General features: G+C 67.3%; 18 protein-coding genes. 5 read left to right on the top strand and 13 right to left on the bottom strand.

The window, feature by feature from the left end:
* Nucleotides 1-23 precede the first annotated feature (23 nt).
* From dxs to dut, 5 genes are all read right to left on the bottom strand, one after another.
* On the bottom strand, nt 24-1,964 hold the full coding sequence (gene dxs, locus GLO27_RS06095; RefSeq protein WP_021200679.1) for a 1-deoxy-D-xylulose-5-phosphate synthase: 1,941 nt from the start codon (nt 1,962-1,964) through the stop codon (nt 24-26).
* 169 nt (nt 1,965-2,133) lie between these two features.
* Complete coding sequence (locus tag GLO27_RS06090) at nt 2,134-4,968, bottom strand: aconitate hydratase (protein WP_167254037.1); 2,835 nt, start codon at nt 4,966-4,968, stop codon at nt 2,134-2,136.
* Between the two features lie 153 nt (nt 4,969-5,121).
* Complete coding sequence (locus GLO27_RS06085; protein ID WP_021200681.1) at nt 5,122-5,856, bottom strand: DUF3159 domain-containing protein; 735 nt, start codon at nt 5,854-5,856, stop codon at nt 5,122-5,124.
* Nucleotides 5,853-6,440, bottom strand: coding sequence for a DUF3710 domain-containing protein (locus tag GLO27_RS06080; protein WP_021200682.1), 588 nt, complete (start codon nt 6,438-6,440; stop codon nt 5,853-5,855). The genes GLO27_RS06085 and GLO27_RS06080 overlap by 4 nt, the downstream gene beginning before the upstream one ends.
* A complete protein-coding gene (gene dut, locus GLO27_RS06075) occupies nt 6,433-6,906 on the bottom strand; it encodes a dUTP diphosphatase (protein WP_046398983.1) in 474 nt (157 codons plus the stop codon). Before dut ends, GLO27_RS06080 begins: the two co-directional genes overlap by 8 nt.
* A 12-nt stretch (nt 6,907-6,918) precedes the next feature.
* On the opposite strand from dut, the gene GLO27_RS06070 reads away from it, so the two are divergent.
* Complete coding sequence (locus tag GLO27_RS06070) at nt 6,919-7,383, top strand: DUF3093 domain-containing protein (protein WP_167254736.1); 465 nt, start codon at nt 6,919-6,921, stop codon at nt 7,381-7,383.
* Nucleotides 7,384-7,496: 113 nt separating this feature from the next.
* On the opposite strand, the gene GLO27_RS06065 is transcribed toward GLO27_RS06070, so the two are convergent.
* Nucleotides 7,497-7,790, bottom strand: a complete 294-nt coding sequence (locus tag GLO27_RS06065; protein WP_029259298.1) for a DUF4193 domain-containing protein — start codon at nt 7,788-7,790, stop codon at nt 7,497-7,499.
* A 198-nt stretch (nt 7,791-7,988) separates the two neighbouring features.
* Between GLO27_RS06065 and sepH the strand changes: the two genes are divergently transcribed.
* Nucleotides 7,989-9,038: a septation protein SepH gene (gene sepH, locus GLO27_RS06060; protein ID WP_021200685.1), complete on the top strand. Its 1,050-nt coding sequence runs from the start codon at nt 7,989-7,991 to the stop codon at nt 9,036-9,038.
* A gap of 59 nt (nt 9,039-9,097) precedes the next feature.
* On the opposite strand, the gene GLO27_RS06055 is transcribed toward sepH, so the two are convergent.
* On the bottom strand, nt 9,098-10,219 hold the full coding sequence (locus tag GLO27_RS06055) for a nucleotide pyrophosphatase/phosphodiesterase family protein (protein ID WP_167254035.1): 1,122 nt from the start codon (nt 10,217-10,219) through the stop codon (nt 9,098-9,100).
* A 44-nt stretch (nt 10,220-10,263) separates the two neighbouring features.
* On the opposite strand from GLO27_RS06055, the gene GLO27_RS06050 reads away from it, so the two are divergent.
* A complete protein-coding gene (locus tag GLO27_RS06050; RefSeq protein ID WP_021200687.1) occupies nt 10,264-12,705 on the top strand; it encodes a DNA topoisomerase IV subunit A in 2,442 nt (813 codons plus the stop codon).
* Between the two features lie 83 nt (nt 12,706-12,788).
* Here GLO27_RS06050 and GLO27_RS06045 read toward each other — a convergent pair whose 3' ends face one another.
* A complete protein-coding gene (locus GLO27_RS06045) occupies nt 12,789-14,912 on the bottom strand; it encodes a DNA topoisomerase IV subunit B (protein WP_036331100.1) in 2,124 nt (707 codons plus the stop codon).
* 178 nt (nt 14,913-15,090) lie between these two features.
* Here GLO27_RS06045 and GLO27_RS06040 point away from each other — a divergent pair, with 178 nt between their 5' ends.
* The gene (locus tag GLO27_RS06040) at nt 15,091-15,309 is read left to right on the top strand and encodes a hypothetical protein (protein WP_021200689.1); all 219 of its coding nucleotides are present in this window, start codon (nt 15,091-15,093) and stop codon (nt 15,307-15,309) included.
* Between the two features lie 59 nt (nt 15,310-15,368).
* Here the strand turns inward: GLO27_RS06040 and GLO27_RS06035 are convergent, their stop codons facing one another.
* Together GLO27_RS06035 and GLO27_RS06030 are read right to left on the bottom strand one after the other, a co-directional pair.
* Nucleotides 15,369-16,409, bottom strand: a complete 1,041-nt coding sequence (locus tag GLO27_RS06035; protein WP_167254033.1) for an alanine racemase — start codon at nt 16,407-16,409, stop codon at nt 15,369-15,371.
* Nucleotides 16,406-17,110: an alanine racemase C-terminal domain-containing protein gene (locus tag GLO27_RS06030; protein WP_231479825.1), complete on the bottom strand. Its 705-nt coding sequence runs from the start codon at nt 17,108-17,110 to the stop codon at nt 16,406-16,408. The genes GLO27_RS06035 and GLO27_RS06030 overlap by 4 nt, the downstream gene beginning before the upstream one ends.
* Before the next feature lie 80 nt (nt 17,111-17,190).
* Here GLO27_RS06030 and GLO27_RS06025 point away from each other — a divergent pair, with 80 nt between their 5' ends.
* The gene (locus tag GLO27_RS06025; protein WP_167254031.1) at nt 17,191-18,207 is read left to right on the top strand and encodes a sugar-transfer associated ATP-grasp domain-containing protein; all 1,017 of its coding nucleotides are present in this window, start codon (nt 17,191-17,193) and stop codon (nt 18,205-18,207) included.
* Between the two features lie 77 nt (nt 18,208-18,284).
* Here GLO27_RS06025 and GLO27_RS06020 read toward each other — a convergent pair whose 3' ends face one another.
* The 3 genes from GLO27_RS06020 to GLO27_RS06010 form a co-directional block, all read right to left on the bottom strand.
* On the bottom strand, nt 18,285-18,980 hold the full coding sequence (locus tag GLO27_RS06020) for a coenzyme F420-0:L-glutamate ligase (RefSeq protein WP_021200693.1): 696 nt from the start codon (nt 18,978-18,980) through the stop codon (nt 18,285-18,287).
* A complete protein-coding gene (locus GLO27_RS06015; RefSeq protein WP_017830477.1) occupies nt 18,977-20,215 on the bottom strand; it encodes an RNA polymerase sigma factor in 1,239 nt (412 codons plus the stop codon). Before GLO27_RS06015 ends, GLO27_RS06020 begins: the two co-directional genes overlap by 4 nt.
* 168 nt (nt 20,216-20,383) lie before the next feature.
* Nucleotides 20,384-21,325, bottom strand: coding sequence for a PAC2 family protein (locus GLO27_RS06010; protein WP_021200694.1), 942 nt, complete (start codon nt 21,323-21,325; stop codon nt 20,384-20,386).
* Nucleotides 21,326-21,392 lie beyond the last annotated feature (67 nt).

The following is a 21,392-nucleotide window of genomic DNA, read 5'->3' as shown; positions in this document are numbered from 1 at the left end:
GTTCCGAAGGGTCGGAGCGAGCGTCAGTGCCGTTCGTGCAGCGGAAGATCGATGGTTCCTGTCTCTCCCGCGTCACGCGCCTTCGGGATTCGCGTCCCGAGCACCTGCGACACGATGTCCTGTGCGATCTTCGGCGCTGTGAGGCCGGCGTCGACGAGGATCTGATCACGCGATGCGTGGTCGATGAACTCGTCGGGAAGACCCAGCTCATCCACCGCGGTGTCGATGCCCGCCTCGCGAAGGACCTGACGTACACGGGTGCCGATGCCTCCGACCCGGATCCCGTCTTCGAGGGTGATCACGAGGCGGTGATGGGCGGCGAGTTCCACGATCGACGGCTGCACCGGAATAGCCCAGCGCGGGTCGATGACCGTCGCGCCGATCCCCTGCGCTCGAAGGCGGTCCGCGACATCGAGAGCGAGTTCGGCGAATGGTCCGATGGCGACGATCAGGACGTCTTCGGATTCGCCGCGGGCGAGCACATCGACGCCGTCGCTCAGACGTTCGATCGCGGGAAGATCGGCGGCGACCTCGCCCTTCGGGAAGCGGATGACCGTCGGAGCGTCTTCGACGTCGACGGCCTCACCGAGGGCCTCCGTCAGCCGCGCCCCATCACGCGGCGCGGCGATGCGGATGTGCGGGACGATCTGCAGCATCGCGAGATCCCACATGCCGTGGTGGCTGGGACCGTCGGGACCGGTGACGCCCGCTCGATCGAGGACGAAGGTGACTCCGGCACGGTGCAGAGCCACGTCCATCAGCACCTGGTCGAAGGCGCGTCCCATGAACGTGGCGTACAGGGCGACGACGGGGTGCAAGCCCCCGTAGGCCAGACCAGCCGCTGACGCCACCGCGTGCTGTTCTGCGATGCCCACGTCATAGACGCGATCGGGGAAGCGTTCGGCGAACGGCGCGAGGCCGGTGGGGCGCAGCATCGCAGCCGTCATCGCGATCACATCGTCGCGCTGCTCGCCGACGGCCACCAACGCGTCGGAGAACACATCGGTCCACCCACGCCCACCGGACGACAGGGTCTCCCCGGTCGTGGGGTCGATCTTGCCGACGGCGTGGAACTGATCGGCTTCGTCGTCGCGGGCCGGCTGGTAGCCACGGCCCTTCTCGGTGATGGTGTGGACGATGACGGGCGCACCGTACGACTTCGCCAACTCCAGAGTCTCGAGGAGCGCGGGAAGATCGTGGCCGTCGACCGGACCGAGGTACTTGATGTCGAGGTTGGAGTACAGCGCCTCGTTGTTGGTGAACCGCGACAGGAAGCCGTGCGTGCCTCCTCGGACGCCGCGGAACACCGCACGTCCCACGGGACCGAAAGCGCGGAACAGGCGATCGGACCGCTGGTGGAGGTCCTTGTAGGCTGCTGCCGTGCGCACGCGGTTGAGGTACCGCGACATGCCGCCGATCGTCGGCGCGTAGGAGCGTCCGTTGTCGTTGACGACGATGACCAGGTTGCGGTCGTTGTCATCGGAGATGTTGTTCAACGCCTCCCAGGTCATGCCGCCGGTCAGCGCGCCGTCGCCGACGACCGCGACCACGTGCCGGTCGGCACGACCGGTGGCCGTCAAGGCCCGGGAGATGCCGTCCGCCCAGCTGAGCGAGCTGGACGCGTGCGACGACTCCACCACATCATGGGCGCTCTCGCCCCGCTGCGGGTACCCGGCGAGACCGCCGCGCACGCGCAGCGCCGAGAAGTCCTGGCGCCCGGTGAGGAGCTTGTGCACGTAGGACTGGTGTCCGGTGTCGAAGATGAAGGGGTCGTCCGGGGAGGAGAAAACTCGATGGAGAGCGATCGTGAGTTCGACGACGCCGAGGTTGGGGCCGAGGTGGCCGCCCGTCCTGGACACGTTCTCGACCAGGAACGTGCGGATCTCCGCAGCGAGCTCGGTCAACTGGTCGGTCGAGAGTGCGTCGAGATCACGGGGTCCAGAGATGCTCGGAAGAATGGGCATCTGCACCTCCTCACAGGCTCCGTCAGAAGCGCCCGACGACGGTGCGAGCGCCCCTCGATCCTACCCCGCCGGACTCAGAGAGCACGGCGAATCGGACCCCCTTGACAGGAAGGGCCGGCACGATGAAGGGGCCCGGGTCCGCAGACCCGAGCCCCTTCGTCTCGTGCGATCAGACCAGCGAACGCAGCACGTACTGCAGGATGCCGCCGTTGCGGTAGTAGTCGGCTTCACCGGGGGTGTCGATGCGGACGACAGCATCGAACTCCACCGGCTGCTTGCCCTCGGGCGAGTTCTCGCTCGGGGTGGCCGTGACCTTGACCGTCTTGGGCGTGACACCGTTGTTGAGCTCTTCCAGACCCGAGATCGAGACGATCTCGGTGCCGTCGAGGCCCAGCGATTCCCAGCTCTCGCCGGCGGGGAACTGCAGCGGGACGACACCCATGCCGATCAGGTTCGAGCGGTGGATGCGCTCGAAGCTCTCGGTGATGACCGCCTTGACGCCCAGCAGGCTCGTGCCCTTGGCCGCCCAGTCACGCGACGAACCCGAGCCGTACTCCTTGCCACCGAAGATGACGAGGGGCGTGCCCTGCTCCTGATAGTTCATGCTCGCGTCGTAGATGTACGACTGCGGGCCACCGGGCTGCGTGAAGTCGCGGGTGAAGCCACCCTCGACGACCTGTCCGTCGTTCACGGCAGCGACCATCGCGTTCTTCAGACGAATGTTCGCGAAGGTTCCGCGGATCATGACCTCGTGGTTGCCGCGACGCGAGCCGAAGGAGTTGAAGTCCTTGCGGTCCACGCCGTGCTCCGTGAGGTACTGCGCCGCGGGCGTTCCGGCCTTGATGTTCCCGGCGGGCGAGATGTGGTCGGTGGTGACCGAGTCGCCGAGCGTCGCCATCACGCGCGCACCCTCGATGTCCTTCACCGGGGTGAGCTCCATCGTCATGCCCTCGAAGTACGGCGCCTTGCGCACGTACGTGGAGTTCTCGTCCCACTGGAAGATCGCGTCGTCCGGAGTGGGCAGGCTGCGCCAGCGCTCGTCACCGTCGAAGACCGTCGCGTACTGCTTGATGAACTGCTCGCGCGAGATCGAGGAGTCGACGAGTTCCTGCACCTCGGCCGGGGTCGGCCAGATGTCCTTCAGGAAGACGTCTTCGCCGTCGGTGCCCGTGCCGAGCGCGTCGTTCTCGAAGTCGAAGTGCATCGACCCGGCCAGCGCGTACGCGATGACCAGCGGCGGGCTGGCGAGGTAGTTCATCTTCACGTCGGGGCTGATGCGACCCTCGAAGTTGCGGTTTCCGGAGAGGACCGCGGTGACGGCGAGGTCGTGCGAGTTGATCGCTTCGGAGACCTCTTCGATCAGCGGACCCGAGTTGCCGATGCAGATGGTGCAGCCGTAGCCGACGGTGTAGAAGCCGAGTCCCTCGAGGTCCTTGTCGAGTCCGGACTTCTCGTAGTAGTCGGTGACGACCTTCGACCCCGGGCCGAGCGTGGTCTTGACCCACGGCTTCTGCTTCAGACCCTTCTCGAGAGCCTTGCGTGCGACGAGGCCGGCGGCGATCATCACCGACGGGTTCGACGTGTTGGTGCACGAGGTGATGGCCGCGAGGGTGACGGCACCGTTGTCGAGGATGTACTTCTCCCCCGACGGCGTCGTGACCGGCACGGGCTTCGAGGCGTTAGCCGGTGCGCCGCTGTTGATGTGCACCGGACGCGTGGTGGGCTCTTCGTCGCCGGGTGCCTGTCCGGGGTCGGAGGCCGGGAAGGAGTGCTTCGATTCGAGGTCGACGATCGAGTCCGAGGTCGATGCCGTCGCGTAGCTCAGGATGTCCTGCTCGAACTGCGACTTCGCCTCGGAGAGCAGGATGCGGTCCTGCGGGCGCTTCGGGCCGGCGATCGACGGCACGACGGTGCCGAGGTCGAGCTCGAGGTACTCGCTGAACGTGGGCTCGTGCGCGGCGTCGTGCCAGAGCTTCTGCTCCTTGGCGTAAGCTTCGACCAGCGCGACGGCCTCTTCGCTGCGGCCGGTGAGTCGCAGGTAGTCGAGCGTCACGTCGTCGATCGGGAAGATCGCGGCGGTGGAGCCGAACTCCGGCGACATGTTGCCGATGGTCGCGCGGTTGGCGAGCGGCACCGACGCGACGCCCTCTCCGTAGAACTCGACGAACTTGCCGACCACACCGTGCTTGCGCAGCAGGTCGGTGATCGTGAGCACCACGTCGGTCGCGGTCACGCCGGCGGGGATCTCGCCGGAGAGCTTGAAGCCCACGACGCGCGGGATGAGCATCGACACGGGCTGGCCGAGCATGGCTGCCTCGGCCTCGATGCCGCCGACGCCCCAGCCCAGCACGCCGAGGCCGTTGACCATGGTGGTGTGCGAGTCGGTGCCGACGCAGGTGTCGGGGTATGCGCGGAGCACACCGTCGACGTTGCGGTCGTAGATGACCTTGGCCAGGTGCTCAATGTTCACCTGGTGGACGATGCCGGTTCCCGGCGGGACGACCTTGAAGTCGCTGAACGCGGTCTGACCCCAACGCAGGAACTGATAACGCTCGCCGTTGCGCTCGTACTCGATCTCGACGTTGCGCTCGAGGGCGTTCTCAGAGCCGAACAGGTCGGCGATCACGGAGTGGTCGATGACCATCTCGGCGGGCGAGAGCGGGTTGATCTTGTTCGCGTCACCGCCGAGTGCCGTCACGGCCTCGCGCATGGTGGCGAGGTCGACGATGCACGGCACACCGGTGAAGTCCTGCATGACCACACGGGCCGGCGTGAACTGGATCTCGGTGTTCGGCTCGGCCGCGGCATCCCACGAACCCAGCGCCTCGATCTGCGCCTTCGTCACATTCGCGCCGTCTTCGGTGCGAAGCAGGTTCTCCAGGAGGACCTTGAGACTGAAGGGAAGCTTCTCGAAACCCGGCACCGTGTCGATGCGGAAGATCTCATAGTCGGTGCTGCCGACTGTCAGGGTGCTCTTGGCACCGAAGCTGTTCACCGTGGACACGAATCCGTCTCCTTCTATTCGGATGGGAGCGACAGGCGCCTCCATCTTGCTCGCCAGCGAGCCCCTGCGGCTAGCAAGGCGGACCTAACCAGTCTGCTCCGCGCAGCTCACCGGCGAAAGCCTGCGATTTATCTTGATGTCAAGATAAATCTATCACGCCTCGGGGGCATCCTCGCGCGCGGGCTCGCGCGGGTGCAACGCGCGGACCACGAGCCACGTGACGGCGATCAGCGGGGCGAACAGCGGCAGCCCCATGATGAGTTTGAGCGTGCCCAGCGCCGTGACGTCACCGGCCAGATAAAGGGGCAGCTGCACAGCCAGCCGGGTGAAGAACAGCGCGGCCCAGGCGATCCCCAGCCAGAAGTAGGCACGTCGCTTGCGGCGATCGTTCCGCCAGGTGGTGCCCTCCCCCATCAGGAATCCGACGGCGAGGCCGATCAGCGACCAGCCGATCAGTGCCGACACCAGGATGACCGAGCCGTAGACCGCGTTGGTGATGAGCCCCGGGACAAAGTTGTCGGCGCCGCGTCCGGTCCACAGAGCCAGCGCTGCCGCGGCGACCGCGGCGATGAGACCGCCGAGGGCGGCCGAGGGCGGCGACTTCTGCACGAGTCGGACGATCGTGAAGACGGCTGCGAGACCGACCGAGATGCCGAGCGAGAGGATCAGCGGCTCGGGGCGGATCGTGAAGATGATCACGAACGCGAGGCTGGGCAGCACCGACTCGAGGATGCCCCGCCACCCGCCCATGGCGGTCCACACGACCGTGTGGGTGGCCGCACTCTCCGACGGGTCGAGCCCGGCACGACGGGCGACTCCTCCGAGGGCCTCCCCGAGGATCTCGGAGGTGCTCTTCTCCCGTTCGGCGTCGGGCTCGGGAGTGCTCACGCGGAACCAGGGGTCGCCGGCATCTTGAGCGGGATCAGGTCGCGCGGCGGCATCGGAGACCCGCCGCGGACGACCACGATCGACCGGAAGAGGTCTTCGACCTTCTCCGCCGCTTCGGGGTCCGAGGCACCGGCGCCGCCGATCACGCCGCGAAGGAACCAGCGCGGGCCGTCGATGCCGATGAAGCGCGCGAGGCGCAGACCGGATCCCTCCGCCGCCGTGGCGGGGACCTCGGCGAGGAGCTCCTTGCCCAGCGGGCCTTCGCGCTCTTCCACGCGGCCGCCCTGCGCCTTGACCTGGTCGCGGAGCTGTACGCGGGTCTCGTCCCACAGTCCTCCGGTGCGCGGTGCGGCGAAGGGCTGCACCTGCAGCGAGGAGTCCGCGTAATCGAGGCCGACCGCCACGATGCGCTTCGACTGCTCCTCGACCTCGAGGCGCAGGTTCAGACCTTCGCGCGGCAGGATCTTGATGCCGCCGAGGTCGATGTAGGGACGGACCGGGTTCGCCTCGGAATCGTCGAAGGGACCGTCGGTGGCACGATTCAGCGGTGCCGACTTCGAAGGGGTCTCGTTGTTGTCAGTCATTGGCCTGTCCTGCTTCGTTCTGGTGGGTCGCTGCCTGGTAACCGGTGGAACCGAACCCACCGGCACCGCGGACACTGTCCGGCAGCTCGTCGACCGGGATGAACGTGGCGCGCGTGACCGGCATGATGATCAGCTGCGCGATACGATCGCCGACCGCCACATCGTACGCGCTCTGGGTATCCGTGTTGATCAGGCTCACCTTGATCTCGCCGCGATACCCGGCATCCACCGTCCCCGGCGAGTTCACGATCGAGATCCCGTGCTTCGCGGCCAGTCCGCTGCGCGGAACCACGAAAGCGGCGTACCCGTCGGGCAGCGCGATGCTGACGCCCGTCGGCACCAGTGCACGCTCTCCCGGCTCGAGGTGCACGGCCTCCGCCGCGACCAGATCGGCACCGGCATCGCCCGGATGCGCATACCCGGGCACCACTGCAGCGATAATGGGGACATCAACGGAATCGGTCACCCCATGAGGCTAATGCAGAACCCCGCCACAGACGCACGTCCCCGCTACCGCGAAAGACTCTCGCCGAGCCTCTGGCTGCTCGTGACCGTCGCGGTCGCCGGCCCCATGGTGTCGCTCGTCTTCGTGCCGATCGGCTCGACCGTCGCACTGGTCCTCGGCGCCGCCGTATCGGCCCTCCTGGTGCTGGGCTTCATCGCGGCCACCCCTGTCGTCTCCGTCATCGGCACGGTGCTGCGCGCCGGCCGCGCGCACATCGACACGAAGCATCTCGGCGAGCCGGTGGCCCTGACCGGCGACGACGCCCGGCAGGCTCGCGGCCCCGGGCTCCCGGCGCGCGGGTGGCACCTGATCCGCGGCGGCATCGACGGAATCGTCGTCGTCCCGAATCTCGACCCGGACGACCCCGTCGACACGTGGACCGTCTCGACACGCACGCCGGATCGACTGGCAGCGGCGATCCGCACTGCGCAGAGCTGAGACGCGGCACGAAGAGGCAGAGCTGAGGTGCGGAGCCGAGAGGCACCCGCATACGACAGCGCGCCCCTGACCGGAGTGGTCGGGGGCGCGTGATACGTCGCTCGGAGGACTGCTTACGCAGCGCACTCCTTGCAGATGGGCCCGGATGCGCCCTCGTGGTCGAGCTGTGAACGGTGCTTCACGAGGAAGCAGCTCATGCACGTGAACTCGTCCTGCTGCGCGGGCAGCACGACGACGTCGAGCTCGAGATCGGAGAGGTCGGCACCCGGAAGGTCGAAGCTCGACGGGTTGTCGGAGTCTTCGTCCCCGCTTGAGCCGGAGAGCTTGTCCGGCACACGCTCCTTCAGGGCTTCGATCGACTCGGAGTCGTCTTCGCTCTTTCGGGGGGCGTCGTAATCGGTTGCCATGCGGTAGATCTCCACTTTCATGGTGCGAGTGGGTGGTGCGCCGTCGGGTATTCGGCGGCCATAGTTTGCACGACCGGACGACATAACGCAAATGCTCGCCCGTTCGCCTGAACAAACTCACGGCACGCCCAGGGTATTCCCGGCCCGGATGCCCCATGCGTGACACCATGATGAGACACCCATCAGAGGGGCATTCGCATGGAAAACGTCACCATCGTCGGCACAGAAGCAGGAGTCCTCGTACTCGCGACCGAGTCGGGCGAGCGGTTCGCGCTGCCCATCGACGACATGCTGCAGCGCGAGATCCGTCGCGCCACCCGTCAGAGTGAGCCGACGGCACAGAAGCTCGCCGCGAGTCCGCGTGATATCCAGGCGCAGATCCGAGCCGGTCTCACGGCTCCGGAGGTTGCCGAGCTCCTGGGTATCAGCGTCGACGACGTCGCCCGTTTCGAAGGCCCCGTCCTGGCCGAACGCGAGCACGTCATCGGCCAGGCCCTCGCCGTTCCCGTTCTCATCGGCAGCGAGGTCGAGCCCGACGCGCAGCCCACCTTCGGAGTTGCCGTCCGCGCCAAGCTCGCGGAGGTGGAAGCGACGTCGGAGCGTTGGGCGAGCTGGAAGGAGGACTCGGGCTGGACCATCAAGCTCGAGTTCACCGCCAACGACGTCGAGCACGACGCCCGCTGGAGCTTCGATCCCCGCCGCAGCGCCCTCTCGCCGCTCAATGCGGACGCCACGCAGCTGTCCCGCCAGGGCTCGCTGCCCGAGGGACTCATCCCCCGCCTGCGGGCCGTGGACGCAGAACGGATCACCTCTCCGTACAAGGACGAGAGCCGCTTCGACTCCGGCGCATTCGGCCCCCGTCTGCTCCCTGCTCCCGACGCCGAGATCGAGGATCCCTCCCTTCCCGAGCGTTCCGACGCGGCCGCACAGGACGCGGCGATCAAACGCGCACCGGCATCACAGACGACGAGCCCCGAGACCGCAGACCTTCTCGAAGCTCTCCGCCGTCGTCGCGGCCAGCGCGAGACCGCGCCGCTGCTGGATGAGCCCACGGACGCAGATCGGGCCGATCAGAGCCCGATCTCACTCTTCGAGGTCCTGGAGCAGCCGGACGACGAGCCGCAGTCTCCGCAGCCCGCGCCTCAGACGACCAACTCGGATTCCGGCGAATCCACAGGTCGGAGACGTCGTCGCAACGCCATGCCCTCTTGGGACGAGATCGTCTTCGGCGCACGAACGGACGAGTGAGACCGGCCTGAGAGTGCTCGCCGGGAAGTCGTGCCGGAGAGCATACCGGGCGATCGTCGTCAGCGAGCGAAAGCGCCGAGCCTGACGACGGGGACCTGCCGCTCCTCCGGTGTGAGTGCACCGTGCTGGCCGACCATTCCGCGACCGCGCTGGTCCGCAGCCGTGCCGTCATAGACCGCCCACGACCCACGCGCGATCGCGAGCACGTCACCGATCCGAGGCGAGGCTGCCTCGGAGACCGTGGGTCCGAAGAGGCCCGCACGCACGGCCTCCTCGCGGGTGACGACATCGGCGACCCCCTCGAGATCCGCACGCCAGCGCGATACCAGCGAGACGCCATCCGCATCGGGCTCCAGATACGCGTGCAGCATCCGCGGTTCACCACCTACGTGTCGGACGCCTTCGAGGTGGTCCGCTTCGAGCACGATCTGTCGGTTCGGCGCCACATCGACCATCCCATGATCCGACGTGACCACGACCCCGACGCCCGGGGGCACCCGTGCGGAAAGAGCGGCATCGACGTCCTCGAGCGCCGCGACCCATTCGGACGAGGCGATGCCGTACTTGTGGCCGGCCTTGTCGACCTCTGGAAGGTAGCAGTAGACCAGCGATCCCGGATGGGACTGAGTGAGCGCATAGGCGGCTTCGATACGCGACGCCGCTGTGGTGGCTGCGACGAACTCGGCACCTCGGAGAGTGGCTTTGGTGAAGCCGCTGTGCGCGTATCCGGCGAACCCCACGGCGAAACTCTCGTGGCCGACACCACCGGCGCGCTCGAAGATCGTGGGAGCCGCCTGCCACGTATACGGGTCGATCCCGTCGGTCTCCCAGCCGCTGAGCTGGTTGACGAGCACGTCGCGGATCGGATCGAGCACTCGGTAGCCGACGAGGCCGTGCTCCCCCGGCCAGACACCGGTGACGATGCTGGTCAGCGCCGCCGCGGTGGTGGAGGGGAAGACCGACTGCGCGACGTCCTTCTTCGCCATCCCCGCCGTCAACGCACGTGCGTGACCGGCGTGTGCCCGCAGACTGATCGCTCCGAGCCCGTCGATCACGACGAGCACGACCGAGTCTGCGCGCGGCAACAGCGCCGATTCGCCGCGGAGGGCGGCGAGCAGGTCGTCCGCCACCCCGACGACACTCCGGGCACTCGGCGACGCGGACGGTAGCATGAAAGACATCCGAGCCAGTCTGACACAGGCTCCCGTATGCCCTCAGGAAGTCCATGCCGAAAACCCCGCCGCCCGAGCCTGTCGAGGAGCGCATCCAGGACATCGACCTCTCCACCGAGATGCAGGGCTCGTTCCTCGAGTACGCATACTCGGTGATCTACTCGCGCGCGCTCCCCGATGCGCGCGATGGTCTGAAGCCGGTGCAACGCCGCATCCTGTACCAGATGGCCGAGATGGGCCTTCGCCCCGACCGCGGTCATGTCAAGAGCGCCCGCGTGGTCGGCGAGGTCATGGGAAAGCTCCACCCCCACGGCGACTCCGCGATCTACGACGCGCTGGTGCGCCTCGCGCAGGAGTGGGCGCTGCGCGTCCCTCTGGTCGACGGACACGGCAACTTCGGCTCCCTCGACGACGGTCCGGCCGCGGCTCGATACACGGAGGCACGGCTCGCCGCCGCCGCCCTCGCGCTCACCGAGAACCTCGACGAGGACGTCGTCGATTTCATCCCGAACTACGACGGCCAGTTCCAACAGCCGGCTGTCCTGCCCGCTGCTTTCCCGAACCTCCTGGTCAACGGAGCGAGCGGCATCGCGGTCGGCATGGCAACCAACATGGCGCCGCACAACCTGATCGAGGTCGTCGCGGCCGCCACGCATCTCCTGGAGAACCCGGACGCGACCACCGAGGACCTGATGGAGTTCGTTCCCGGTCCGGACTTCCCGTCGGGCGGGATCCTGATGGGACTGGACGGGGTCAAAGACGCCTACACGAACGGACGCGGCGCGCTCAAGGTCCGAGGGAAGACCTCGATCGAGCCCCTCGGCCCTCGACGCACCGGCATCATCGTGTCGGAGCTGCCGTACATGGTCGGCCCCGAGCGTCTGCTGGAGAAGATCCGCGACGCCGTGCAGTCGAAGAAGCTGCAGGGCATCAGCGACGTCACCGACCTGACCGACCGCAACCACGGACTCCGCGTCGCGATCGGCATCAAGACGGGCTTCGACCCGAACGCCGTCCTCGAGCAGCTCTACCGTCTGACGCCGCTGGAAGACTCGTTCAGCATCAACAACGTCGCTCTGGTCGAAGGCCAGCCGCGCACGCTCGGGCTCAAGGAGATGCTGAGCGTCTACGTGGGCCACCGCCTCGAGGTCATCACCCGGCGCAGCCGCTACCGCCTGAAGCGGCGCGAGGAGCGTCTGCACCTCGTCGAGGGGCTGCTCATCGCGATCCTCGACATCGACGAGGTCATCCAGGTCATCCGCTCATCCGACGACTCGGAGCAGGCCCGCACCCGCCTGCGCTCGGTCTTCGATCTGAGCGAGCTGCAGGCGGAGTACATCCTCGAGCTGCGTCTGCGCCGTCTGACGAAGTTCTCCCGCATCGAGCTCGAGACCGAACGAGACGCGTTGCTGGCCGAGATCGCCGCCCTCCGCGAGCTGCTGGGGAGCCCTGTGCTGCTGCGCGCCGCGGTCGCGAAGGAACTCGATGCCGCGGCCGACGCGTACGGCACGCCCCGGCGCACGCTGCTCATGAACGCCGCACCGCCCAAGCCCCGCGCCACCAAGGGCGCGGTCGACCTGCAGATCGCCGACGCCCCCACGGTGCTCATCCTCTCGACCACCGGGCGCACGGTCCGAGTCGACCTCGGCGAAGGGCAGGAGCTCACTTCCCCGGCACGTCGTAGCAAGCACGACGCGATCCTGACCACGGTCGAGACCACGGTCAGGGCCGAGCTCGGAGCGCTCACGAACCTCGGACGCGTCGTCCGCTTCTCCCCCGTCGACCTGCCTTCCGTGCCTGCCACCTCGGTTCAGCTCGCTGCCGGCACGCCGTTGCGCGACTACCTCGGGATCACGACGAAGGGCGAGCGGGTTCTCGGTTTCGTGCGGTTCGACAGCGATACGCCGATCGCCATCGGCACCGCCCAGGGTACGGTCAAGCGCATCGTCCCGTCAGCGCTTCCCGTGCGGCCCGACCTCGAGGTCATCGGCCTGAAGCAGGGCGACACGGTGGTGGGCGCGGCCGAGGCGCCGGACGACGCCGAACTGGTGTTCGTCACGACCGACGCGCAACTGCTGCACTTCTCGGCCTCCGCCGTGCGCCCGCAGGGAGCGCCGGCCGGCGGCATGGCCGGCGTCAAGCTCAGCTCCGGGGCATCGGTCCTCTTCTTCGGTGTCGTCGATCCCGCCACCGAGTCGGTCGTCGCCACCGTCTCCGGAGGCGACAGCGCACTTCCCGGCACGGAGCCGGGGCGCGCGAAGGTCTCGTCGTTCACCGAGTACCCGGCCAAGGGTCGCGCCACGGGCGGCGTGCGCGCGCACGCATTCCTGAAGGGTGAGGATCGCCTCACGGTCGCGTGGGTCGGGCCCCAGCCACCGCTGGCGGTCGATCCGACCGGTGCCGTGCGCAAGCTTCCCGAGACCGGCGCACGTCGCGATGCCTCCGGACAGCCCGTAGAAGGCGTGATCGGCAGCATCGGCCGCACCCTGGTCTGAGTGCTCCGCAGGCGGGGTGACCGCCTGCAGCGAAGAAGCCGGCATGGGATGACCCGTGCCGGCTTCTTCCGTGTCTCCGGGGCTCAGGCGTCGATCGACTCGCGCGACAGCCGGTCGGAGGAGTCGATGATGAACTCGCGGCGCGGGGCGACCTCGTTGCCCATCAGGAGCTCGAACACGCGGCCCGCGGCCTCCGCATCCTCCATGCGCACGCGACGCAGCAGCCGTCCTGAACGGTCCATCGTGGTGTTCGCCAGCTGTTCTGCGTCCATCTCACCCAAGCCCTTGTACCGCTGGATCGGCTCGTGCCAGCGCTTGCCCGCCTTGCGGAGCTTCGCCAGCAGCGTGTGCATCTCCTGCTCGCTGTAGGTGTAGATCGTCTCGTTCGGCTTCGAGCCGGGGTTCATCACGATGATCCTGTGCAGCGGCGGGACGGCGGCGAACACGCGGCCGTGCTCGATCAGCGGCCGCATGTAGCGGAAGAACAGGGTGAGCAGGAGGGTGCGGATGTGGGCGCCGTCGACATCGGCATCGCTCATCAGGATGATCTTGCCGTAGCGAGCCGCATCGATGTCGAAGGTCCGGCCGGAGCCTGCACCGATCACCTGGATGATCGACGCGCACTCCGCATTCGACAACATGTCGCCGACCGACGCCTTCTGCACGTTGAGGATCTTTCCCCGAATCGGCAGCAGCGCCTGGAACTCGCTGTTGCGCGCGTTCTTGGCGGTGCCGAGCGCCGAGTCTCCCTCGACGATGAAGAGCTCGCTGCGTTCGACATCGTTCGTGCGGCAGTCGACGAGCTTCGTCGGAAGGGTCGACGACTCCAGTGCGTTCTTGCGGCGCTGCGTCTCCTTGTGCGCACGTGCCGACACGCGCGCCTTCATCTCCGAGACGATCTTGTCGAGCAGCTGCGACGCCTGGTTCTTGTCGTCGCGCTTGGTCGAGCTGAATCGCTGGGCCAGGTCCTTGCGGATCACCTGGGCGACGATCTGCCGGACGGCCGGAGTGCCGAGGATCTCCTTCGTCTGCCCCTCGAACTGCGGCTCGGGCACGTTCACCGTGAGCACCGCTGTGAGGCCCGCGAGGACGTCGTCCTTCTCGAGCTTGTCGTTGCCGACCTTGAGACGACGCGCGTTCTGCTCGACCTGGGTACGGAGAACCTTGAGGAGTTCTTGCTCGAAGCCCTGCTGATGGGTTCCGCCCTTGGGCGTCGCGATGATGTTGACGAACGACCGCACGCGCGTGTCATAACCGGTGCCCCACCGCAGCGCGATGTCAACGGCGCACACGCGCTCCACCTCGGTGGCGACCATGTGCCCGTCGGCCTGCAGAACGGGAACGGTCTCCTTGAACGTCCCCTCCCCCTGGATGCGCCAGTTGTCGGTCACCGGCGGATCGACCGCGAGGTAGTCGACGAACTCCGAGATCCCGCCCTCATAGAGGTAGGACGTCACCGTCCCGGTGGCATCCGCATCCTCGGAGCCGAGCTCGGGAGCATCCGGACGATTCGTCCGCTTGTCGGCGACCTCGATCTCGAGGCCCGGGACGAGGAACGCCGTCTGTCGGGCGCGGGTCTCGAGCTCGGAGAGCTGGAAGGCCGCGTCCTTGGTGAAGATCTGCCGATCGGCCCAGTAGCGAACCCGCGTACCGGTCACGCCGCGGGGCGCCTTGCCGATGACGCGGAGCTCGCTCTTCTCCTGGAAGGGAGTGAACGGCGCGTCGGGACGCTTCTCTCCGGAGTCTGCGAAGACCCCCGGTTCGCCACGATGGAACGACATGGCGTAGGTCTTGCCGCCGCGATCGACCTCGACGTCCAGGCGCTCGGAGAGCGCATTCACCACGGAGGCGCCGACACCATGCAGACCACCGGATGCCGCGTACGACCCGCCGCCGAACTTCCCACCGGCGTGCAGTTTGGTATAGACCACCTCGACGCCGGTCAGACCGGTGCGCGGTTCGACGTCCACCGGGATGCCGCGGCCACGGTCGTGGACCTCGACACTGCCGTCGGCATGGAGGATGATGTCGATCTTCGTGCCGTTGCCGGCCACCGCCTCGTCGACGGAGTTGTCGATGATCTCCCAGAGGCAGTGCATGAGTCCGGGCGACCCGTTCGACCCGATGTACATCCCTGGGCGCTTGCGGACGGCCTCGAGGCCTTCAAGCACCTGGAGATGATGGGCGGAGTACTCGGCATTCACAATCTCCGAGTCTAATCTCGCGAGTCGTTCCGGCTCCGCAGACACTCCCCGCGGAGGGCCACTCGACGGGCGTCGCGTACGCGCTGAGCGAAACACGCCGCAAACCGGGCATGCGCACAGGTGGGGCGTGGTTGTATTGACCAAATCCCCCAGCGAAGCCGACACCCGAGGAGGCACCGAGATGAACGCAACGACCGAACGTGACACCTCCACCGTCGAGTTCCGCCTGACCGCCATGGATCGCTGTGATTCATGCGGCGCTCAGGCGTACATCGCCGCTGAGGTCAACGGATCCGAGCTCCTGTTCTGCGCCCACCACGGCCGCAAGTACGAAGAGAAGCTCCGCAGCATCGCCACCAGCTGGCACGACGAGACCGCCCGCCTCGTCGAGACGGTCTGATCGCATCCTGACGCACGTCGACCGGTCCCGGTCAGTCGACTGCGGTCAGCGCACACGAATCAATCGGCGACGACTCTCCGCACACGTGATGTGAGCCGGGTGAGGATCTCTTCTCCCACGGTATCGATACGCTCAGCGAGAGTCGTCGCCGACGTCTCTCCGTGCGTCCCGGCGCCGAAGACCACGACCTGATCCCCCGCTCTCGCTCCTGCCCAGCCTTCGACAGACGACGTCGTATGTCCCACCGACGTGAGGGTGCGCGTTCCGGCAGATGTGCCGACGCGACTTCCGGCCAGTGTCGAAGGGAATCCGTCGAAACTGCCGATGCCGATGGTCACGTCGTCCCGCTGGACGCTGATGACGGGCGCGACGAGGCTCGCAGCCGGGAGGATGCCTTCCAGTTCCGGTCCGTCTGCGGATCGGATGCCATAACAGAAGGCTCCGATGCGCGAGACCGTTCCGCGCAGTTCGGGGCGCCACCAGGACGCCGCCGACGCGGTCAGGTGAAGCGCGGCAGGGGCCGTCCCCGAATCCGCCACGGTACGGACCGCTTCGAGGAACACCGATTGTGCGACGTCGTCGTCCGCGTCGCTCGCCTCGGCGATATGGCTCCACACCCCCTCGAACTCCAGGAGTCCTGCGCGCTCGGCGTCGCGCGCGACAGCGACGGCCGCAGCCCAGTCGTCGGGCAGGATGCCATTGCGATGAAGGCCGGTGTCGATCTTCAGGTGCACGCGCGCGGACGTGCCGAGCGCCTCTGCGCGCGCGATGATCCGCCGAAGGTAGTCGCTCGTGCCCACCCCGAGGTCGAGCCTCTGCATGAGGGCGTCGTCGATCTCGGCGTCCGTCGACGTCACCCACGCGAAGATCCTGGCGTCGCCGCCGGCGATCCTGCGCACGGTCAACCCGGTACGGATGTCATAGCTGCCGAACCACGTGACGCCCGCGTCGGCCGCGGACTCGACGGCCCACGAGAGTCCGTGGCCGTATGCGTCGTCCTTGAGCACGAGCATCAACGTCGACGGCGCCACTCGGGCGCGTACCGCGTCGATGTTCGCCCGGAACGTGCTGCTGCTCAGGCGCAGCTCCGGACGGCTCATGCCTCCCACCCCCGCACGGCATGTGCGCCGGCGACGGTGACGAGTTCCGCCGGGCTCATTCCGGTGACGGCGGCCCAGTGCGCGATGGCGGATCCCGCCTGACCCTCGCCGCCGAAGTACGTGACCTCCGCGCCCGCCTCGGCATCCGCGCCTTGGAGGTCGACGACGCAGACGTCCATGGCGACCCGGCCGACGATGGGGCGAGCTGCGCCGTCGATCTCGACCTCGGCACGGTTTCCGAGCGCGCGCACGATGCCTTGGGCGTACCCACCGGTCACCAGCGCCACCGTGGTCTCACGCGAGGCGCGGTAGGTGTAACCGTAGGAGACGGCGTCTCCCGGCCGGAGCCCCTTGGTGGAGAGGACGCGACCCGTCAGCCGCATCACCGGTCGCGTCCTCGTGCGTCCGGTCGCATCAGGAAGACCGTAGAGGAGCGTCGCGTCGATGTCCGGCTCACCCGTCGTGACGCCGTCGATTCCCTCGAGCTGCAACGCCTCCACCTCTCCGCGGGCATCGACCAGCACTCGCTCGGCTCCTGCGGCCGTCACGAGCTGCGCGACGGCGAGAACACCATGACCCCAGGCGTCACGCCGAAGATCGGCGACTCGGCCGCCTGCCGACACGGCAGCAAAGGCGCCCGCGGCCAGGGCCGAACGGGAGATCATCGCACGCGGCAGGGCGCTGGAAGTCGTCTCACACACGTCTTCCACCCTAGCTTCCGGCTCTCAGGTCGGCCGTCCCGGCCCCCGTAGACTGGTGGGGACCCCGACCCTGGAGCCTCATGTCTCGTCTTTCCCTCGCGCCCCGCATCCGCTATCTGATGGGACGTGCCCGCCGCATCGACGTCGGATCGGTGGTGGAACGCGCCAAGGAGGCATCCGCTCAGCATCACAAGGCCGTCCCCGCCATCGTCGCGGACATGCTCTGGTCGGCCGCGCGCCACAACGTCGGGTTCCAGGACTACATCGACTACGACTTCGCGATGCTGACGAAGGCCGAGCGCGACACCTACATGACGCATCCCGTCTCGAACCAGCTCTCGCAGCGGTATGACCACCCTGACTACCGCTGGATCTTCCAGGACAAGGTCGAGTTCGACAAGCAGTTCTCCGACCACCTGCACCGCGAATGGATGGTCGTCGACCAGGGCAACGCCGACGCGGTGCGCGAGTTCACACAGCGACTCGGCACGATCGTCACGAAGGAACCTGTGGGACAGGCCGGAACCGGAGTGCATCGCTATCACGCCGCCGACATCACCGACTGGAACGAGTTCCACCAGGGGCTCCTCGCTCGAGGCGAGCTGCTGATCGAAGAGGTGATCCGCCAGCACGACGCGCTTGCGGCCGTGTGCCCCGGCACGGTGAACACCACCCGCATCACGGCATTCTTCGATGGTGAGAAGGCGCACATCCTCGCCATGGCCCAGAAGTTCGGTCGCGGTGCGGTGAGCGATCAGATGACCTTCGGCGGCTTCTACACGATGCTCGACGAGAACGGTCATGCCGTCGGTGCCGGGTACGACTCGCACGGGCACGTGCACGAGACGCACCCGGACTCGGGTTTCCGCATCGCCGACTTCCAGCTGCCCTACATGGACGAGGTGCGCGCGTTCATCGACGAGGTCGCCCGCGTCGTGCCCCAGGTGCAGTACGTCGGTTGGGACATCGTCGTCTCCCCGGACGGTCCCGTCCTCGTCGAGGGCAACTGGGGCGCCGGAGTCTACGAGAACAAGCCCAGCGTCACCGGTATCCGCACGGGCCACAAACCTCGGTACCGCGAAGTCATCGGTTTCTGAGACAGAGATGACGAAGGCCCCGGATGCCGAGCATCCGGGGCCTTCGTCGTCGTTCTGAGCGGATCAGATGCCAGAGCTCAGACTGCGCGGACGATGCCGAGCGGTGTGGACTCGAGCCCCTGTCCGAGCGGGTTGTCCCCGAGGATCTTGACCAGACGACGCTCGCCGTCCTTGTCGAGCGTCGACCCGAGGATGTTGCCGCCGAGGTCGTTGATATCGACCACTGCCACCTCTGCCTGGCCACCGATCAGTGCCTTCAGCCGCGCGGCCACGCCGTCGGGATCCTTCGGTCCGAGCACGACAGCCTCGTTGTACGGAGGGATGGTGTGCTTGGTGGGACCGTCGATGGCCCGCGCCTTGTCACCCGCGATGCGGTAGAAGTCACCACGACGACCGAACGCCTTGGTGACCGCTGCCACGGCCGACGCGAACAGGATCCGCGGAGTGCCGCACTCCCGCAGCGCCATCTCCATCGTCTCCGGCATGCCGAGCCCGATGCCGTACGGCGTGCGGGTGACGTACTTGGAGAGGAACAGGGCGAGCTTGCGCGGCTTGATCTCGTCGAGACGGTACGACCGCCCCTGGGTGATCGCCACGATCTTCTCGGTCACGAACAGCAGGTCGCCCGGCTGCACGGCGTCCTTGGCGTACTCCGTGATGATCGCATCGAGGTCGTCCTCGGGCATGACCACACGGGTACGCAGCGGGATACGCGCATAGCTCTTGCCGTCGACGCTCGCCTCGAGCGCCTTGCCGTCGTTCGCCTGGCTCATTCGAGGTAGTCCCGCAGGGACTGCGAACGGCTCGGGTGCCGGAGCTTCGCCATGGTCTTCGACTCGATCTGACGGATGCGCTCACGCGTCACGCCGAAGGTGTCGCCGATCTGGTCGAGAGTCTTCGGCTGACCGTCGCCCAGGCCGAAGCGCATCCGGATCACGCCGGCTTCGCGCTCGGAGAGCGAGTCGAGCAGCTGCTCCAGCTGACGCTGCAGCATGGTGAAGCCCACCGCGTCGGCCGGAACCACGGCCTCGGTGTCCTCGATCAGGTCGCCGAACTCGCTGTCGCCGTCTTCACCCAGCGGCGTGTGCAGCGAGATCGGCTCGCGGCCGTACTTCTGCACCTCGACGACCTTCTCGGGCGTCATGTCGAGCTCACGGCTGAGCTCTTCCGGCGTGGGTTCGCGGCCGAGATCCTGCAGCATCTGACGCTGCACTCGCGCGAGCTTGTTGATGACCTCGACCATGTGCACCGGGATGCGGATCGTGCGGGCCTGGTCGGCCATCGCACGGGTGATCGCCTGGCGGATCCACCACGTGGCGTACGTCGAGAACTTGAAGCCCTTGGTGTAGTCGAACTTCTCGACCGCGCGGATGAGGCCGAGGTTGCCCTCCTGGATCAGGTCCAGGAACTGCATGCCGCGGCCCGTGTAGCGCTTGGCGAGCGAGACGACGAGTCGGAGGTTCGCGCCGAGCAGGTGGCTCTTGGCACGCTGTCCGTCGCGGGCGACCCACTGCAGGTCGAGTCCGAGCTGGCTCGTCTTCTCGGCCGCGGTCATCGCCGACAACTTCTCCTCGGCGAACAGACCCGCCTCGATGCGCATAGCGAGCTCGACCTCTTCGGCCGCGTTCAGGAGCGCGACCTTTCCGATCTGCTTCAGGTAGTCCTTGACAGGGTCGGCAGTCGCACCGGTTATCTGCGTCGAGTAGACGGGAACGTCTTCATCGTCGTTCGACGAGATGACGATCGCGCCGGTCGGCAGCGGCTCGGTGAACTTCGGCTTCGCGTCCTCGTCCTCGTCGTCCTCGACCGCAGCAGCGGCGGGGGCCTCGTCTTCTTCGACGACGTCCTCGGACTTCTTCTTCTTGACGGGGGCGCGCTTCGCGGCAGCACGCTTCGCCGCGCTCAGGGGCGCGGGCTTCTCGGGCGCATCGGCCTCGACCGGAGCGTCGGCGGTCGTCTCTTCGGCAGCCTTCTTCGTCCGGGTGTTCTTCGTCGTGGCAGGAGTCACGTTTCGCCTTTCACGGAGCTGCTGTGTAGCCCCGGGACATTTCGGACACTAGTAAGACCCTTGTCAAGTCCAGCGCTCGAAAACACTGATTGACAACGGGTCAGAGTCCTAGTATCGCACACGTGTGGCGATGCGGATGCATTACGACGAAGTTCTCGCGGATCCGTGTCAGTTGCGACCGGGCTTGTCCTCGTCGCCCGACGGACGCGACGCCAGGTAGCGCTCCAGTTCCGCAGCGAGCTCGTCGGCGCTGGGAAGGTCCCGCTCACTGAACCCGCCCTCGTCGTACGAATCGTCATCGGGATTGCGTCCCGCCATGTACGCGTCATATCGGCGCTCGAGGTTGTGCACCATCTGCTGCAGCTCATCGTTCCCGGCGACCTGCTCGTCGACGCGCGCCAGGTAGTCCTCGCGGCGCTCCTGAACGGCGTCCAGCATCAGCACCAGACCGGTCGAGGCCATCAGCCTCTCTGCCGCGGCGATCACCGCTTCTGGATTCTCGGTCTCGGCGAGGTAGTGCGGCACGAGGAGCACGAATCCGACGGCGGGGTCGCCGCGCTCGACGAACCGGAACTCGAGGAGGTGACCGGCGGTCGCCGGCACCTGGGTGCGCGGACGCCAGACGGAGTGCGCGACCGTGAGCTCACGGCGATTGCCGCTGACGGTTGTACCGATCGGACGTGTGTGCGGAACAGGCATGGCGATCGAATGCACCCAGTGCAGTCCCGACACCTCGAACTCCGCCGCCAGGGCGAGGACGGTGCTCGCGAAGCGGTTCCACGCGAAGTCGGGCTCGTACCCGGCGAGGAGCAGGAAGGGACGACCGAGCGCGTCCGTCGCAAGCGACAGCTCGAGACGCGGCGGCCGGAATTCGGTGAGATGGTCCTGGTCGAAGGCGATCACCGGTCGACGGGCGCGATAGTCCAGCAGCGCATCGTTGTCGAACACCACGACGGTTTCCGGCGACGCGGTCTCCCTCAGGTGGTCGATCAGGCCGGACACCGCGCTGCCCGCGTCGGTGAAACCGGTGAGAAGGAGCACCAGGGGCAGGCCGTGCGGCACTGTCGGCGCATTCGCGACGCGTTCGTGGATCTCACCGGAGAAGGGCATGTGTCCATGCTACGAGCAGGGCTGGGGGCCGGGGCGCGGAGCATCATGCTGAGAGCGAACACGCGCC

It is taken from the genome of Microbacterium sp. Be9 (assembly GCF_011754135.1).
Lineage (GTDB): Bacteria > Actinomycetota > Actinomycetes > Actinomycetales > Microbacteriaceae > Microbacterium > Microbacterium maritypicum_A.
The sequence above is the reverse complement of the archived record's forward strand: the minus strand, read 5'-3'. Positions and strand labels throughout refer to the sequence as shown.

Excerpts from the sequence above, each read along its gene's own strand:
- dxs (WP_021200679.1), bottom strand. The coding sequence starts at position 1,964 with ATGCCCATTCTTCCGAGCATCTCTGGACCCCGTGATCTCGACGCACTC.
- GLO27_RS06080 (WP_021200682.1), bottom strand. The coding sequence starts at position 6,440 with ATGACTGACAACAACGAGACCCCTTCGAAGTCGGCACCGCTGAATCGT.
- GLO27_RS06070 (WP_167254736.1), top strand. The coding sequence starts at position 6,919 with ATGCAGAACCCCGCCACAGACGCACGTCCCCGCTACCGCGAAAGACTC.
- GLO27_RS06065 (WP_029259298.1), bottom strand. The coding sequence starts at position 7,790 with ATGGCAACCGATTACGACGCCCCCCGAAAGAGCGAAGACGACTCCGAG.
- sepH (WP_021200685.1), top strand. The coding sequence starts at position 7,989 with ATGGAAAACGTCACCATCGTCGGCACAGAAGCAGGAGTCCTCGTACTC.
- GLO27_RS06055 (WP_167254035.1), bottom strand. The coding sequence starts at position 10,219 with ATGTCTTTCATGCTACCGTCCGCGTCGCCGAGTGCCCGGAGTGTCGTC.
- GLO27_RS06050 (WP_021200687.1), top strand. The coding sequence starts at position 10,264 with ATGCCGAAAACCCCGCCGCCCGAGCCTGTCGAGGAGCGCATCCAGGAC.
- GLO27_RS06040 (WP_021200689.1), top strand. The coding sequence starts at position 15,091 with ATGAACGCAACGACCGAACGTGACACCTCCACCGTCGAGTTCCGCCTG.
- GLO27_RS06035 (WP_167254033.1), bottom strand. The coding sequence starts at position 16,409 with ATGAGCCGTCCGGAGCTGCGCCTGAGCAGCAGCACGTTCCGGGCGAAC.
- GLO27_RS06025 (WP_167254031.1), top strand. The coding sequence starts at position 17,191 with ATGTCTCGTCTTTCCCTCGCGCCCCGCATCCGCTATCTGATGGGACGT.
- GLO27_RS06020 (WP_021200693.1), bottom strand. The coding sequence starts at position 18,980 with ATGAGCCAGGCGAACGACGGCAAGGCGCTCGAGGCGAGCGTCGACGGC.
- GLO27_RS06010 (WP_021200694.1), bottom strand. The coding sequence starts at position 21,325 with ATGCCCTTCTCCGGTGAGATCCACGAACGCGTCGCGAATGCGCCGACA.